The organism is Pedobacter suwonensis (assembly GCF_044762335.1).
GTDB lineage: Bacteria > Bacteroidota > Bacteroidia > Sphingobacteriales > Sphingobacteriaceae > Pedobacter.
The window spans coordinates 631,261-644,965 of record NZ_JBIWEB010000001.1 but is presented as its reverse complement, the minus strand read 5'-3'; the positions used below and the strand labels follow the sequence as shown (position 1 = coordinate 644,965).

The 13,705-nt window shown below is 38.6% G+C and carries 14 protein-coding genes; 9 read left to right on the top strand and 5 right to left on the bottom strand.

Features of this window, described 5'->3' with window-relative positions:
* Window positions 1-115 precede the first annotated feature (115 nt).
* From ACIQXP_RS02705 to ACIQXP_RS02695, 3 genes are all read right to left on the bottom strand, one after another.
* Entirely contained in the window at window positions 116-880 is a 765-nt protein-coding gene (locus ACIQXP_RS02705; RefSeq protein WP_293741690.1) for an SDR family oxidoreductase, read from the bottom strand.
* A gap of 86 nt (window positions 881-966) precedes the next feature.
* The gene (locus ACIQXP_RS02700) at window positions 967-1,374 is read right to left on the bottom strand and encodes a helix-turn-helix domain-containing protein (RefSeq protein WP_387504119.1); all 408 of its coding nucleotides are present in this window, start codon (window positions 1,372-1,374) and stop codon (window positions 967-969) included.
* Between the two features lie 338 nt (window positions 1,375-1,712).
* Window positions 1,713-3,356: a glycine--tRNA ligase gene (locus ACIQXP_RS02695; protein ID WP_293741688.1), complete on the bottom strand. Its 1,644-nt coding sequence runs from the start codon at window positions 3,354-3,356 to the stop codon at window positions 1,713-1,715.
* A 508-nt stretch (window positions 3,357-3,864) separates the two neighbouring features.
* Here ACIQXP_RS02695 and ACIQXP_RS02690 point away from each other — a divergent pair.
* From ACIQXP_RS02690 to ACIQXP_RS02650, 9 genes are all read left to right on the top strand, one after another.
* Window positions 3,865-4,785, top strand: coding sequence for a glycerophosphodiester phosphodiesterase family protein (locus ACIQXP_RS02690; RefSeq protein ID WP_387504120.1), 921 nt, complete (start codon window positions 3,865-3,867; stop codon window positions 4,783-4,785).
* Between the two features lie 94 nt (window positions 4,786-4,879).
* Window positions 4,880-5,587 (top strand): ATP-binding cassette domain-containing protein, encoded by a 708-nt coding sequence (locus tag ACIQXP_RS02685; RefSeq protein ID WP_134203941.1) that lies wholly within the window; start codon window positions 4,880-4,882, stop codon window positions 5,585-5,587.
* A gap of 5 nt (window positions 5,588-5,592) precedes the next feature.
* Complete coding sequence (locus ACIQXP_RS02680; protein ID WP_293741686.1) at window positions 5,593-6,135, top strand: hypothetical protein; 543 nt, start codon at window positions 5,593-5,595, stop codon at window positions 6,133-6,135.
* Window positions 6,136-6,208: 73 nt separating this feature from the next.
* Complete coding sequence (gene gldF, locus ACIQXP_RS02675) at window positions 6,209-6,934, top strand: gliding motility-associated ABC transporter permease subunit GldF (protein WP_293741685.1); 726 nt, start codon at window positions 6,209-6,211, stop codon at window positions 6,932-6,934.
* Window positions 6,934-8,619: a gliding motility-associated ABC transporter substrate-binding protein GldG gene (gene gldG, locus ACIQXP_RS02670; protein ID WP_293741684.1), complete on the top strand. Its 1,686-nt coding sequence runs from the start codon at window positions 6,934-6,936 to the stop codon at window positions 8,617-8,619. The genes gldF and gldG overlap by 1 nt, the downstream gene beginning before the upstream one ends.
* A 33-nt stretch (window positions 8,620-8,652) precedes the next feature.
* The gene (gene dnaN / locus ACIQXP_RS02665) at window positions 8,653-9,777 is read left to right on the top strand and encodes a DNA polymerase III subunit beta (RefSeq protein ID WP_090988080.1); all 1,125 of its coding nucleotides are present in this window, start codon (window positions 8,653-8,655) and stop codon (window positions 9,775-9,777) included.
* 83 nt (window positions 9,778-9,860) lie between these two features.
* Window positions 9,861-10,538: a DUF4397 domain-containing protein gene (locus ACIQXP_RS02660; RefSeq protein WP_293741683.1), complete on the top strand. Its 678-nt coding sequence runs from the start codon at window positions 9,861-9,863 to the stop codon at window positions 10,536-10,538.
* Between the two features lie 57 nt (window positions 10,539-10,595).
* Window positions 10,596-11,297: a DUF4397 domain-containing protein gene (locus ACIQXP_RS02655; protein WP_387504121.1), complete on the top strand. Its 702-nt coding sequence runs from the start codon at window positions 10,596-10,598 to the stop codon at window positions 11,295-11,297.
* Between the two features lie 66 nt (window positions 11,298-11,363).
* The gene (locus tag ACIQXP_RS02650) at window positions 11,364-12,050 is read left to right on the top strand and encodes a DedA family protein (protein WP_090988086.1); all 687 of its coding nucleotides are present in this window, start codon (window positions 11,364-11,366) and stop codon (window positions 12,048-12,050) included.
* Here the strand turns inward: ACIQXP_RS02650 and ACIQXP_RS02645 are convergent, their stop codons facing one another.
* Window positions 12,051-13,007 (bottom strand): zinc dependent phospholipase C family protein, encoded by a 957-nt coding sequence (locus tag ACIQXP_RS02645; RefSeq protein WP_387504122.1) that lies wholly within the window; start codon window positions 13,005-13,007, stop codon window positions 12,051-12,053.
* Between the two features lie 319 nt (window positions 13,008-13,326).
* Entirely contained in the window at window positions 13,327-13,686 is a 360-nt protein-coding gene (locus ACIQXP_RS02640) for an endonuclease domain-containing protein (protein ID WP_387504123.1), read from the bottom strand.
* Window positions 13,687-13,705: the final 19 nt, after the last annotated feature.

Genomic DNA, 13,705 nt, shown 5'->3' with positions numbered 1-13,705 from the left:
AGGTAATGTTTGGCGTTGACAAGCTATATCGAAAAAATAACCACCAAAACACCAGTTCACAAAAGTTAATTTCTTTGTGGTCTTCCTGCTTTGGTGGTTAAGAATAGTGAAAAATCTATAAAAACATACCGCCTGATGCTTCAATACGCTGGGCGTTAATCCATCTTGCTTCTTCGGTACATAGAAATGCGACCACACCCCCAATATCATCTGGCAAGCCCACACGGCCTAAAGCAGTGTTGGCGGCGATTGCGGCATTAATCTGATCATTATCCCGTACCATTCCACCACCAAAATCAGTTTCAATTGCACCAGGAGCCACAACGTTCGATCTGATTCCTCTTGAACCTAACTCTTTCGCCTGGTATCGGGTTAAGGTTTCTATCGCACCCTTCATTGCAGCATAAGCGGCATAACCCGGGGTTGCGAAACGAGCCAGTCCCGATGAAATATTAATGATTCCACTGCCATCATTTAATAAGGGCAAGGCTTTCTGGGTTAAAAAGAAAGCGCCTTTGTAATGGATATTTACCAGGGCATCAAATTGTTCCTCCGTAGTATCAGCAAATGAAGCGTGGATGCCAATCCCTGCATTATTGATCAGAAAATCGAATTTTTCGGCATTGAAGACAGATTTTAATACACTTTTAACTTCGCTGAAAAAAGTGTCAAAAGTTTTGGTATCGCCAACATTTAACTGAATTGCTGCTGCCGGTACACCCAGTGCTTTAATTTCGTTTACGGTAGCATCTGCTTCCTCTTTTTTAGATTGATAGGTTAAAATTACACCGATTCCTTTTGAGGCGATTTTTATTGCTGCGTTTTTTCCCAGTCCGCGGCTACCACCGGTTACCAGGGCAATTTTATTTTGTGTTTCCATTTTCTTTTTATTTGTTAAACAAAATTAGATGGAAAACGGCTGTAAAAATGGTGACAGCTTAAGTAAAAATGGTGAGTGTTTAAGTTTTATGTGTTGGCAATTTCCTTACTGGTAGCTAAAGACTCTAAATAAGCCTCGCGATACTGTTTTGGCGTTTGGCCTGCAAAGTGTTTGAAAAACTTGGTAAAGTTGGACGGATCGTAAGTTAATATTCTGGCAATTTCGGCAATAGGCACGCTTACCTTATGTAACATCGATTTGGAAATTTCCATTAAGCGCTCTTCGAAAAAATAACAGGGCGAGTGTCCGGTAGCGGCTTTTATGGTATTACTTAAATGTGTAGGGTGAACATGAATAAGCTCGGCAAAATCTCTTACCTCAAACATTTCTGTAGCACGGCCAGATACAATGTCGTCAAGGTGTTTGTCTAATTCTTTTAAATAATGTGCCGCAATTTCATGTCGACGGGCAAAAAACTTCTGTGGAATTTTCATATCTATGCTGTTGATCGCTTAACAAATATACCATTCCTTAAATGACTTTATTCACTATGCGGCATAAACAGAACGAAATTTAGTCAAAGTCAAATAAAAAGTTATGGAGCTTTTTCACATGTTTTTCCCGCTCGTACCAATCGTTATAAACCAGCTCAACCTGTTTACTTTGAATAAAAAAGTCGCAGGGGTAAAACCTGCGACTGAATAAAATGACGTCATCTCGACCGAGGCATCGCGGACTGGAGAGATCTATTCCAATGCAGATTTAGCTTCCCAGCGTAGTTACTTGGTTCTCGACTTTGTTGAACTCCGCTTTATATGACGAATTTATACTTTTAAGCCAATAATGCCTTCCAGCTGGTTGCTTTACCAATAATACCAGTTAAATCGGCAATGGCTACACGCTCCTGCTCCATGCTATCGCGGTGGCGAATCGTTACCGTATTGTCTTCTAAACTTTGGTGGTCAACTGTGATACAGAATGGCGTTCCTACTGCATCCTGACGGCGATAACGTTTACCAATGGCATCTTTCTCTTCGTAAATACAGTTGAAATCGAATTTAAGTTCATCCATAATTTCACGAGCTTTTTCCGGTAAACCATCTTTTTTGGTCAATGGGAAAATAGCTACTTTGTATGGTGCCAAAGCAGGGTGTAAACGCAATAAAGTACGGCTGTCTTGCTTATCTTCAGTGCTTAAATCCTGCTCTTCAAACGCATTGATCATTGTTAACAAGAACATACGGTCTAAACCGATAGACGTTTCGATTACATATGGGATATAATTGCCGTAAGGTTTACCTTCTTCGTTTAAATCGTTATCGAAATACTGCATTTTTTTGCCGGAGTATTCCTGGTGCTGCTTCAAATCGAAATCTGTACGACTGTGGATACCCTCAACTTCTTTAAACCCGAATGGGAATTCGAATTCAATATCGGTAGCGGCATTGGCATAGTGCGCCAGTTTAACGTGGTCATGGTAACGGTATTTTTCTGGGTTTACGCCTAAAGCCTTATGCCATTTTAAACGTGCTTCTTTCCAGTATTCGAACCATTTTTTGTCTTCACCCGGACGAACAAAAAACTGCATTTCCATTTGTTCAAACTCACGCATACGCATAATAAACTGGCGGGCAATTACCTCATTTCTGAAAGCTTTACCAATCTGCGCAATACCGAAAGGAATTTTCATCCTGCCTGACTTCTGAACATTCAAAAAGTTTACAAAAATACCCTGGGCGGTTTCCGGGCGAAGATAAACCTCGTCACTGCCTTCGGCCATAGCACCAAATTGTGTGCTGAACATCAGGTTAAACTGACGGACGTCGGTCCAGTTTGAAGTTTTAGAAATCGGGCAGATTACTTTATAGTTTACGATTAAATCTTTAAGCTGTGCCAGGTTTTCAGATTTAAGTGCAAGGTTCATTTCTACTTCAAGCGCCAAACCCTTTCTAACAAATCTCCAGCTGGCCTCATCAACAAATGGATATTTAGTATTGTCTAAAATCGTTTCCTCATCTTTAAAACCAGGGATCCAGGCAGCTTGTCCTTCGTCACTTAAACCCAATATCTCCTGTTGAAACGATTCAAATTTGGATTTGTTTTCCGCACTGAAACTGGCTAATTCCGAATATAGTTCATCAATTTTGTTTTCCAGTAACTGATCTGCGCGGTAACGTTTTTTCGAATCTTTATTATCAATCATCGGATCGTTAAAACCATCCACGTGTCCGCTGGCCTTCCAAACTTTTGGGTGCATAAAAATTGCAGAGTCAATCCCTACAATGTTCTCGTGCATTTGCACCATGGCTTTCCACCAATAGGTTTTTATGTTGTTTTTTAACTCGGCACCCAATTGGCCGTAATCATAAACAGCACTTAAGCCATCATATATTTCGCTGCTCTGAAATACGAAACCGTATTCTTTAGCATGTGATATTACATTTTTAAATTGTTCGTCGTTATTCTTTTGAGCCATAATGCAGCAAAGATAATAAAAAGGCGGAGGGTTTAAAGGTATAAGGTTGAAGGTTTTTGATCAACGCAAAGGCAATGCTATCGTGATGTTGGTTTAATAACCATCAGAATTCTTTCCTCATCTTTTTAAAGAATCAGATGCTTGGCCAATCAGCTCATATTTTCTTAAATCACCTATATGGTTTAGGTATTTTGGAAAGCAGGGTCAGTGCTAATCGGTTTCAGATGCCCTGTTTTCTGCTCTATTTCTGTTGATGAAAAATCGGGATTGTGTCCGCTGCATTAGGTTTAGATGGCCAATTTGTGGCCATAATTTTTTAACTATCAATTACAAAAGGATACTTATCATTAAATGCAATACTAATTTTATCAATGGGTTAAAGGGTAATCCAATTAACCGATTTCAACAATTAACCCATTAACCCTTTAATAGCTATTCATTTAATCCAGTAGATATTTAACATGCTATTTTACCGCTTCTATCTTTCATTTTTTCCTACTTTTGAATCATGAAATTCCATCATTTGTTATTACTGGTTATCGTTATACTGTTTACCTCATGCGCGCCAAAGGAGAAAAAGCATCACTACATTAAATTCAATGCCATTACGGAGTTATATCAATTCTTGAAGTGGACACCAGAGAACCGTTTTCCGCTAATTAGCGCGCACCGCGGAGGGCCAATGCCAGGTTATCCCGAAAACTGCATCGAAACATTCGATAATGCCACCACTTATAATCCGGTCGTAATTGAATTTGATATTGCTTACAGTAAAGATTCCGTAATGGTGATTATGCACGATGATCTGCTCGACCGCACTTCTACAGGGAAAGGTCCGATTGGCAGTTATACTAATGAAGAGCTGAAAGCCTTTAACCTCAAAGATAATGAAGGAAAAGAAACAAAATTTAAAATTCCCACTTTAGATAGCGTACTCAGCTGGAGCAAAGGAAAGGTGCTATTGACTATTGATTTGAAAAAAGGCGTTTCTTATGCAAAAGTGATTGAAAAAGTTAGACACTATAAAGCAGAAAGTAACTCCATTATCATCACCTACACAGCAGATCAGGCAAAGGAGGTGCATCAGTTGGCGCCAGAATTAATGATTTCGGCATCTGTTCAGAAAAAAGCAGAATTGAAACGGTTAAATGGCATGGGGATCCCGAGTAACCGCATTGTAGCCTTTGTGGGTGTTTCCGCACCAGATAAAGAATTATATCAATACTTACACAATAAAGGCATTACCACTATTTTAGGTACCATGGGTAATATTGATAAAAGTGCCATAGCCAGTCCGGTAAAAAATATTTATTATCATTTGGTTAATAATGGTGCAGATATATTATCTGGCGATAATTTACCTCAGGCAGGAGAAGAGCTGGATAAGTTCAGGTATAATAAAAAGTTAAGTTCAGCGCATATTAATTAGTTTGTTCGTCATTATAAGAGTTCCTCCTCGCAATGACGATATTTCTTAATTTAACTTCAATAACTTGCAGAAAATTTGGTTTTAAACATGCATAATGAGTATTTCAGTTAAAAATCTTTCTAAACATTACGATAAGCAAAAAGCAGTAGATGCCATTAGTTTTGAGGCCAGACCGGGACGTATTCTTGGCTTTTTAGGACCAAATGGCGCTGGTAAATCGACCACGATGCGTATGCTCACCGGTTATCTGGCACCTACATCAGGCGAGGCTGAAATTGCTGGTAAAAGCATTTTTTCTGATGCGATTGAAGCCAAGAAGCATATTGGCTACCTTCCTGAAAATACGCCTCTTTATCCCGATATGTATGTAAAGGAATTTTTAAGTTTCGTTGGGCAAACCTATAAAATTGTCAATTTACCTGCCCGGATTGATGAAGTTGTTAAAATGGTGGGTTTAACGCCAGAGCAGCATAAAAAGATAGGTATGTTATCGAAAGGGTATCGTCAAAGGGTAGGCCTGGCCCAGGCGATCATCCATAACCCGTCGGTTCTAATTTTAGATGAACCCACTTCCGGATTAGATCCTAATCAACTTGTGGATATCAGGCAGCTTATCAAAACGCTAGGTACAGCTAAAACAGTTGTGATTTCTACCCACATTATGCAAGAAGTTGAAGCCATTTGTGATGATATTATTATTATGAACAAAGGTAAAATGGTAGCAAACGATTCGTTAGAGGGACTTAAAAAAATGCACCAACAACAATCATTAGAAGATATTTTCAGAAAACTTACCGCTTAAATTCTATGCGTAGCATCAACATCAAAACAATACTTATTGGCTTTTTATTCTTAAGCCCATCACTTTTAAAGGCTCAAAATAACGCCAGCATTGGTGTTGCGGCAGAAATTGGTTTACCATCAGGCAATTTCTCTAACCTGTCCGGTATTGGCCTGGGCGTTTCGGTAAAAGCTGATCTGCCGGTTGCAGAAGATCTCGCAGTAACATTAAATGCAGGTTTTATGAATTTCTTTGGCAAAAAAAATCAATTGTTTAGTGTACAGGATTTAACTTATATTACTGCAAAAGCCGGATTAAAATATCAGTTGAGCGAAAGCTTTTATGCTGAAGGTCAACTTGGTGCCTCACTGCCTTTAAATGACGAACAAAAAAAACTGTTCATTTGGTCGCCTGGCATTGGTAACCAGTTTAAATTATCAGGAGGTAATAAACTCGATCTTGGCATCAGATACGAAGGCTGGACGGGTAAAAGCGATATTTTTGGCCTTAGTAAAACCAATACCAAAGGGTTTGTAGGCATTAAGTTTGCCTATTTATTTAGCATCTAAGTAAAGTTGAGCGATGTTGTCCCGGATAGCCTAACGAAAAAATATTTCTTAACTTCGGTATTTAAATTTAACTATGTACGCAGTTTTTAAACGCGAGTTATTCAGTTTCTTAAGTTCGATGGTGGCTTACATCACTATTGGAATTTTTCTGTTGGTTTCTGGTCTGTTACTTTGGTTTTTTCCTGATACTTCGATACTCGATTATGGTTATGCCGAACTTGATGGCTTTTTTAGTTTAGTGCCTTATCTTTTTATGTTTCTCATTCCGGCCATTACGATGCGCGCTTTTGCTGAAGAAAGGAAAGAGGGCACTTTTGAACTTTTGATTACCCGCCCCATCCACATTTGGCAAATCGTTGTGGCAAAATATTTAGCGAGCCTGGTTTTGGTGTTATTTGCCCTGATCCCAACCTTAATTTATTATTACAGTATTTCAAAGCTGGGTTTTCCCGAAGGAAATATCGATTCAGGATCAGTTATTGGCTCATACATTGGCTTGTTTTTATTAGGCGCTGCCTTTACATCAATGGGGATTTTCTCCTCTGCATTAACTAAAAATCAGGTTATTGCCTTTGTAATCAGCGCGGCCTTATGTGCATTCGCTTTTTTAGGCTTTGATTACAGCAGTCAGCTGGCTGCATTTCAAAGTATTGGGAATATCATTAGGAATTTAGGGATCAATCAACATTATACTGCGATAAGCCGTGGTGTTTTAGATACCAGGGATCTGATTTACTTTATAACTTTTTCCGTTCTGTTTTTATTAATCACCAAATTGATGATAGGAGGGAAAAGGTAATGAGACTAAAGCATAAATGGGGTAACTCCATCATCGTTATAGCGGCATTGATCATTTTAAATATTGTAGGGCAATACGCTTTTTATCGTTTTGATTTTACGGCCGATAAACGTTTCACACTAAGCGAAAAAACAAAAGCCTTGCTGGAGGGTAACGAAAAGCCGGTGATGATTACCATTTTTTTAGCCGGGGAACTGCCACCTGCGTTTAAGCGCCTCCAGGCTGCAGTTTCTGATATCTTATCTGACTATCAAGCCTATGCCAAAAAAGACGTAAAGGTGGTTTTTGTCGACCCCTTAGCCGGCCTTAACCAGGCCGATCAGGATACGGTGATCAATAATTTGTATGAAAGAGGCATAGAAGCCACCAATTTAAGTGTTAAAACAGAAAGTGGCTTAACGCAGAAGCTTGTATTTCCAATGGCCATGATGGAAAGCGGAGGCAAGGAATTCCCGATTAAACTTTTCCAGAATTTAGATACCCGGGGAAATTATGAAGACAATATCAACCGTGCGATTGAAAATCTGGAATATATATTTACTTCAGGTTTAAAAAAGGTGATATCGGGTGATAACCCCAGGATTGGGTTCTCTGAGTCAAATGGTGAGCTTTCTGATCTGCAGCTGGCAGATGCGATCCACACCCTGTCAAACAGTTATTTGGTGGGCCGTATTGATTTAAATAGTATCGACAAAGCAGGACTTGATAAATTGAAAATGCTCATCATAGCCAAGCCCGGCAAACCTTTTACTGAAGCGCAGAAATACAAAATCAACTATTTTGTAATGAATGGTGGACGGGTGTTGTGGAGTATCGATCAGGTAAATGCCGAACTGGATAGTTTGCGTGGTAAAAGCGGGCAAATGGCCATTAATAACAACCTTAACCTGGACGATATGCTATTTATGTATGGCTCAAGGGTTAATTATAATATCATAGCTGATCCTGCGAACAGTGCAGAAATTCCGGTCTCAACGGGAGTTGTAGGGGGACAAAACCAGATGCAGCTGGTTCCATGGATTTATTTCCCGATTTTATTGCCCGATACGGCTGAAAGTGTGGTGAAGAAGCTGGATGGAGTAAAATCCGAATTTCCGAGCACGGTAGATACGATCGGAGTTAAAGGAGTAAAGAAATCGTACATTTTAAGTACTTCTCCTTATAACAAAGTATTTAATGTGCCGAAGCTGTTCAGCCTGCAAATGTTAAGCGATCAGTTGGATCCACGTTCTTTTCAAAGTAAACCACAGCATGTTGGTTTGATGTTGGAAGGTAATTTTCCGTCGGTTTTTGCCGGGCGCCCCTTACCGGCTACGATTAAGCAGCCCTATACCTCAGCCAGTGTAGGAAAACCCGCTAAAATGATTGTGATAGGCGACGGCGATATCTTTAAAAATCAGGTATCTGAACAGAACGGAACACCCTTCCCCCTGGGTTTTGACCGATATTCGCAGCGCACTTTTGGTAATAAGGCCTTGTTACTTAACATCGTTGATTATTTTACGGATAATGATAACTTAATTGCGCTGCGGAATAAAGAAGTAAAAATCAGATTATTGGATAAAGCCAAAATTAAGCTTGAAAAAACGAAATGGCAGTTTATAAATGTTGTGGTGCCCTTGCTATTGTTAATATTCTTTGCGATTTTTCAACATTATTACCGCAAATACAAGTACGCTAAATAATTTTTATATTTTTGAAGAATACTAAATAATATCATGAGATTTATTGTATCCACATCAACGCTGTTAAAACACTTACAAACCGTAAATGGTGCATCAAGCAGCAGTACGGTTTTGCCTATATTAGAAAATTTTCTCTTCGAAATTAAAGATGGAAACTTAACGATCTCTGCTACCGATCTGCAAACCAGTATGACAACCGCTTTGGCTGTAGAATCAAAGGAAGAAGGTAAAGTGGCCGTTCCGTCTAAAATTTTACTAGATACGTTAAAAACGTTACCAGATCAACCGATTGCATTTAATATTGATGATAGTACCTTTGCCATTGAGATCAGTGCGGGTGATGGTAAATATAAATTAAGTGGTGAAAACGGCGATGACTTTCCGAAGATTCCCGTAGTTGAAAATGCATCTTCTGTAAATTTACCAGCATCGGTTTTAACCGAAGCCATTACCAAAACTATTTTTGCGGTAAGTAACGATGAGCTGCGCCCGGCAATGACAGGAGTATTTTGTCAGCTGTCTCCTCAGCACATCACTTTTGTGGCCACCGATGCACATAAACTGGTAAGATACCGCCGTATGGATAGCAAAGCTGATAAAGCCACCTCATTTATTCTTCCCAAAAAAGCTTTAACACTTTTGAAAGCTGCATTGCCTTCAACTGATATAAATGTATCAGTAGATTATAATGCTACAAGTGCTTTCTTCAAGTTCGAAAATATAAACTTAGTGTGTCGTTTAATAGACGAACGCTATCCAGATTATGAGGCAGTTATCCCAACCAATAATCCTAATAAACTGGTTATTGACAGGGGCTTGTTTTTAAATACGCTTCGTAGGGTTGTCATTTTTGCCAACAAAACGACGCATCAGGTAAGGTTAAAAATCAGCGGAAGCGAATTAAATATTTCTTCCGAGGATTTGGATTTTGCGAATGAGGCACATGAACGCTTAAGTTGCCAATATGATGGTGAAGACCTTGAGATTGGCTTTAATGCCCGTTTTTTAATTGAAATGTTGAGCAATTTAAGTGGTGATGAGGTTACTTTAGAACTTTCTACTCCGAACAGGGCAGGGCTTTTAATTCCGCAAACCAATGACGAAAATGAAGACGTTCTAATGTTGGTAATGCCGGTGATGCTGAATAACAGTTACTAAAATAACTAGTTTATAGTTTTGATAAGAAAATGGCTTGGTTTTTGATCGAGCCATTTTTGTTTTATATCAACGAACCAAAACCAATGAAAATCTATAACCAACGCTCTATAGTATTGATTTTGCTCATTGCTGCCTGCAGCATAAGTTTATCATCATGCAAAAAGGATAATCCGGCTGAAGTGGCAAAGGGGCAAGCCAAGTTAAAAATGGTTAATGCCTCGACAGCCGATGTTCATCAGGATTTCTATATAGATAATGAAAAACTCACCACCTCGGCTCTGGCTTTTGGTGAAACCAGTGATTATGTGAAAATTCCTTCAGGTAATAGAAGTGTTTCTTACACCGGAACGAATAGTACGACTACAGATACTTCGCTAAACTTTACACCATCTATTACCTATACTGCTTTTTTGGTTACCAATAAAAAAGGTGAACTGGAAATTGTCAATTATGAAGATAACCTGAGCAATACAGAATCAACCAAGGCAAAGATTAAATTAATAAATCTTACCCCTGCTTTTGCCACAGGGATAAATGTGACGGTGCAGGGCGGCACACAATTTGTTAATGGCCTGGCTTTTAAAGAAGCATCGAATTATTTTACGGTTGATCCTGAAGTAAATCTGAGGTATTCGGTGGTTGGTTCAGGCAGTATCAAAACCATTGATGCCAAAAGCCTGGAGGCAGGGAAAATTTATACCATTTGGTTTAGTGGTGCCGCCGCTGCAACTTTGACGGCACATATCATTACCGATAATTAATTTCGCAGTTTTTGCGCTTTCTGCTATCTTTACATTTTAGTAGCATTGGTAATTTATATGAAAAATACAGTATTGTTTTCCAGAATATTCTTTCTTGTTGTATGCGCCTTTTTAGTTAGCTCCTGCATCAAAAACAATAATTTCATTAAAGGTGATGCTAAAATCCGCTTTTTTCAGGCAGCTTCTACCGATACCACTCAAAATTTTTATTTAAACGGCAGGCAGATCGGCGCTTCTGTAGCTTATAATAGCAATACAAGTTATGTAGTTATACCTGGCGATTCTATCATTAATATCACAAGCAAAAATGTTGGAACTGGCGTAGATGCGGCATCTCTGACAGAACAAAAATTTAAAATCGGTCAAAATTATTCGGTTTTTTATCTGAAAGAAGCAATTGATAAGCCTGCAAAGTTAAAAGTTTATCAGGATGATGTAAAGCCTGATCTGGATTCAGCGAAGCTAACTTTTTTAAACTTGGGTTATACACTAGGTTCTAAAGTAGTAATTACTGATAGTACCAATATAACAAAGCCAACTGAATCATTATTGGGATACGGCGAGAGTAAAACTTTTAAAGTACCAGTGAATAAGAACACAAGGTATGCGTTTAAATTGGCTAATCCTACCGCTACAAATCCACCACCTGTGGTTACGCGATTGGATTCTCCTACGCTCAGTAAGGGAAGAGTTTATCTCATCTTATTTGATGGTGATAAAAAGGGAGAACTTAAAAATCGCATCATTCCGGCAAACTAATTATTTATTAAAATTTAAAGCATATTATTCTTTTACTATGCTTACTTTTGCCCAAAATCAAATAAATTGGAATTACTACAGCAGCTTTTAGATTTTATTCTCCACATTGATGTTCATTTGGCCCAGATTGTTAACGAATATCGTACCTGGACTTATCTTATTTTATTCCTGATCATTTTTGCCGAAACCGGTTTTGTGGTAACTCCATTCCTTCCTGGCGATTCTTTGCTTTTTGCCATGGGTGCTTTAATTGCGGGCGAACATGAAACAGGTTTAAATATCTGGATTATGCTCCTGATATTAATTGTAGCTGCGATTTTAGGAAATACCGTTAATTATAAATTAGGAAGCGTGTTGGGGGCGGGAGTATTTAAAGAAAAAAACAAAATTTTAAAACTCAAATATTACCATCAATCTCACGAATTTTTCGAAAAACATGGCGGTAAAGCCATTATGCTGAGCCGGTTTTTACCGATTTTCAGGACAATTGCTCCTTTTGTTGCCGGTATAGCTAAAATGCCTTTCGGCCGCTTTACCTATTACAACATTATTGGTGGGGTTGCCTGGATTTTTGCCCTGTTAATTGGTGGTTATCTGTTGGGACAGATTCCGGCAATTAAAAATAACTTCGAATTGGTTATCATCTTTATTGCCGTAGTTACATTTGTTCCTGCCATTTGGGCTGCTATCAGAAGTCGCTTACAGCCTAAAAAGGTGGAAAAAATGATTGAAGGGGAGGAGCCGAACGCTTAACTAAAGTTCTCTTCCGATCAGTATTCCTTTTTGATATTGCTTTTCAATCTTTTTTTCTGCGCTTTGCTCATCAGGCAATAGTTCGGTTTTGATCAGGTTTTTAAGTACTGGTTGTCCGGCATCTACCCAGGCTGAGTACCAAAACGAACCTGTGGTTAATATGGCAGCACGCATTTGTTTTTCGACCATATTGTTCATCTTATCGTGATAGGCTTTTGCATATGCTCTGGAATATTGTTTAAGTACGGTATGGTTTCGTTCTGAAAAACTAAACTTTTCGCTAGCGGGAAATGATGCATTTAAAGTTGCTTCAAAGCTAAGTACCGTATCAACCAAACTATGGGTGTGTTTAAGTACTTTCCAGATTTCCTGCAATGGGTTTTCGATATAATGAGCCCGGCCTACCACAAAATTGTATTGAGTTGAAAATAATTCGGGCAAACGGCTTTCCCAAAAGGCATGGATGCCTACCTGATTGGTGAGTTGCCCGTTATGGTTGGCGGTAGTGTGTAAGGGAACATGTGCATCGGCAATGTAATGCCCCAGATCTGCAGAATATTTTAAAATTTTTATCGAGTCACGCGTTTTGAAAGCCTTCACTAAACCATAATAGCTTCGCTGTATCTGCCATGGAATGATACCATCAGTATTTAGCTTTTTGAGGCCGTATTTAGCCAGGGCATCATCCCACTTTTCCGGAATGCTATCAATGGTTTGTTCATAGTTCTCCACATCGAGGTAGTGCCGTGGTGCTTCCAGGGTATCCGCATATCTGCGTTTGTCGGCATCAACGGCATGTTCGGTAATGTATTTAATATTCTTTTTATAGAAACCGATCATTTCTGCCGGTAAAGTAAAGACAGCAAGGTTGTTTATCCTTTGGTGTGCAAAGAAGCCCCAGGAGGTACAAAGAAATATAGGGATGATTAACGCGGCTAAAATCGTTAATCTTTTCATATAAACGAATTTAAATAATTTTTTCTAAACTCTTATCGGTAACAGCAAAAATTATAAGTTAGCGTTGTAATGTTAATTCTACAGTTTACCACCCCCCTATCCCTCTTAAAACAGGAGGGGAGTTGGAGCCGCTGAGGCAAATAAGTTCATAATATTAATGGGTATGGGTTAAACCCTTTGGCTAAATATTTTATATATAAGATAGCGCTCCTTATTTACTAAAGAGGATAAAAAGGTTTAATTTTTGATCTAATCTTTTGATACAAATAATTTACAGATGGATTAGCTCCCCTCCTTATCAAGGAGGGGCTGGGGGTGGTTATTTGTTTTCAAAATGGCTTCTCATTGCCTCACACACCAGTTCTTCAGATTCAAAAACTTCAAGATTATTAAATCTGATTATCGTAATTCCTTTACTGTTTAAAAAATTAGTTCGCTCTTTATCGTACACTTCTGCTGAATAATCATCATGACTGTTTCCATCAACTTCAATAGCTAATTTTTCAGATGGGCAATAAAAATCTAAAATATAATTTCCAACACTATGCTGTCGCCTGAATTTTTTGCCATCTAGTTTTGAATTTTGGAGATACCTCCACATATTAGCCTCAGCAGGCGTAAGGTTATTCCTCAACTCCTTTCTTTTATCTTTTAGATATTTAAGATTATGGATTGCCATGATTCAATATACCAATTTT

Bases quoted from the DNA above. Each gene is read 5' to 3' on its own strand.
- ACIQXP_RS02705 (WP_293741690.1), bottom strand. From the start codon at position 880: ATGGAAACACAAAATAAAATTGCCCTGGTAACCGGTGGTAGCCGCGGA.
- ACIQXP_RS02700 (WP_387504119.1), bottom strand. From the start codon at position 1,374: ATGAAAATTCCACAGAAGTTTTTTGCCCGTCGACATGAAATTGCGGCA.
- ACIQXP_RS02695 (WP_293741688.1), bottom strand. From the start codon at position 3,356: ATGGCTCAAAAGAATAACGACGAACAATTTAAAAATGTAATATCACAT.
- ACIQXP_RS02690 (WP_387504120.1), top strand. From the start codon at position 3,865: ATGAAATTCCATCATTTGTTATTACTGGTTATCGTTATACTGTTTACC.
- ACIQXP_RS02685 (WP_134203941.1), top strand. From the start codon at position 4,880: ATGAGTATTTCAGTTAAAAATCTTTCTAAACATTACGATAAGCAAAAA.
- ACIQXP_RS02680 (WP_293741686.1), top strand. From the start codon at position 5,593: ATGCGTAGCATCAACATCAAAACAATACTTATTGGCTTTTTATTCTTA.
- gldF (WP_293741685.1), top strand. From the start codon at position 6,209: ATGTACGCAGTTTTTAAACGCGAGTTATTCAGTTTCTTAAGTTCGATG.
- gldG (WP_293741684.1), top strand. From the start codon at position 6,934: ATGAGACTAAAGCATAAATGGGGTAACTCCATCATCGTTATAGCGGCA.
- dnaN (WP_090988080.1), top strand. From the start codon at position 8,653: ATGAGATTTATTGTATCCACATCAACGCTGTTAAAACACTTACAAACC.
- ACIQXP_RS02660 (WP_293741683.1), top strand. From the start codon at position 9,861: ATGAAAATCTATAACCAACGCTCTATAGTATTGATTTTGCTCATTGCT.
- ACIQXP_RS02655 (WP_387504121.1), top strand. From the start codon at position 10,596: ATGAAAAATACAGTATTGTTTTCCAGAATATTCTTTCTTGTTGTATGC.
- ACIQXP_RS02645 (WP_387504122.1), bottom strand. From the start codon at position 13,007: ATGAAAAGATTAACGATTTTAGCCGCGTTAATCATCCCTATATTTCTT.
- ACIQXP_RS02640 (WP_387504123.1), bottom strand. From the start codon at position 13,686: ATGGCAATCCATAATCTTAAATATCTAAAAGATAAAAGAAAGGAGTTG.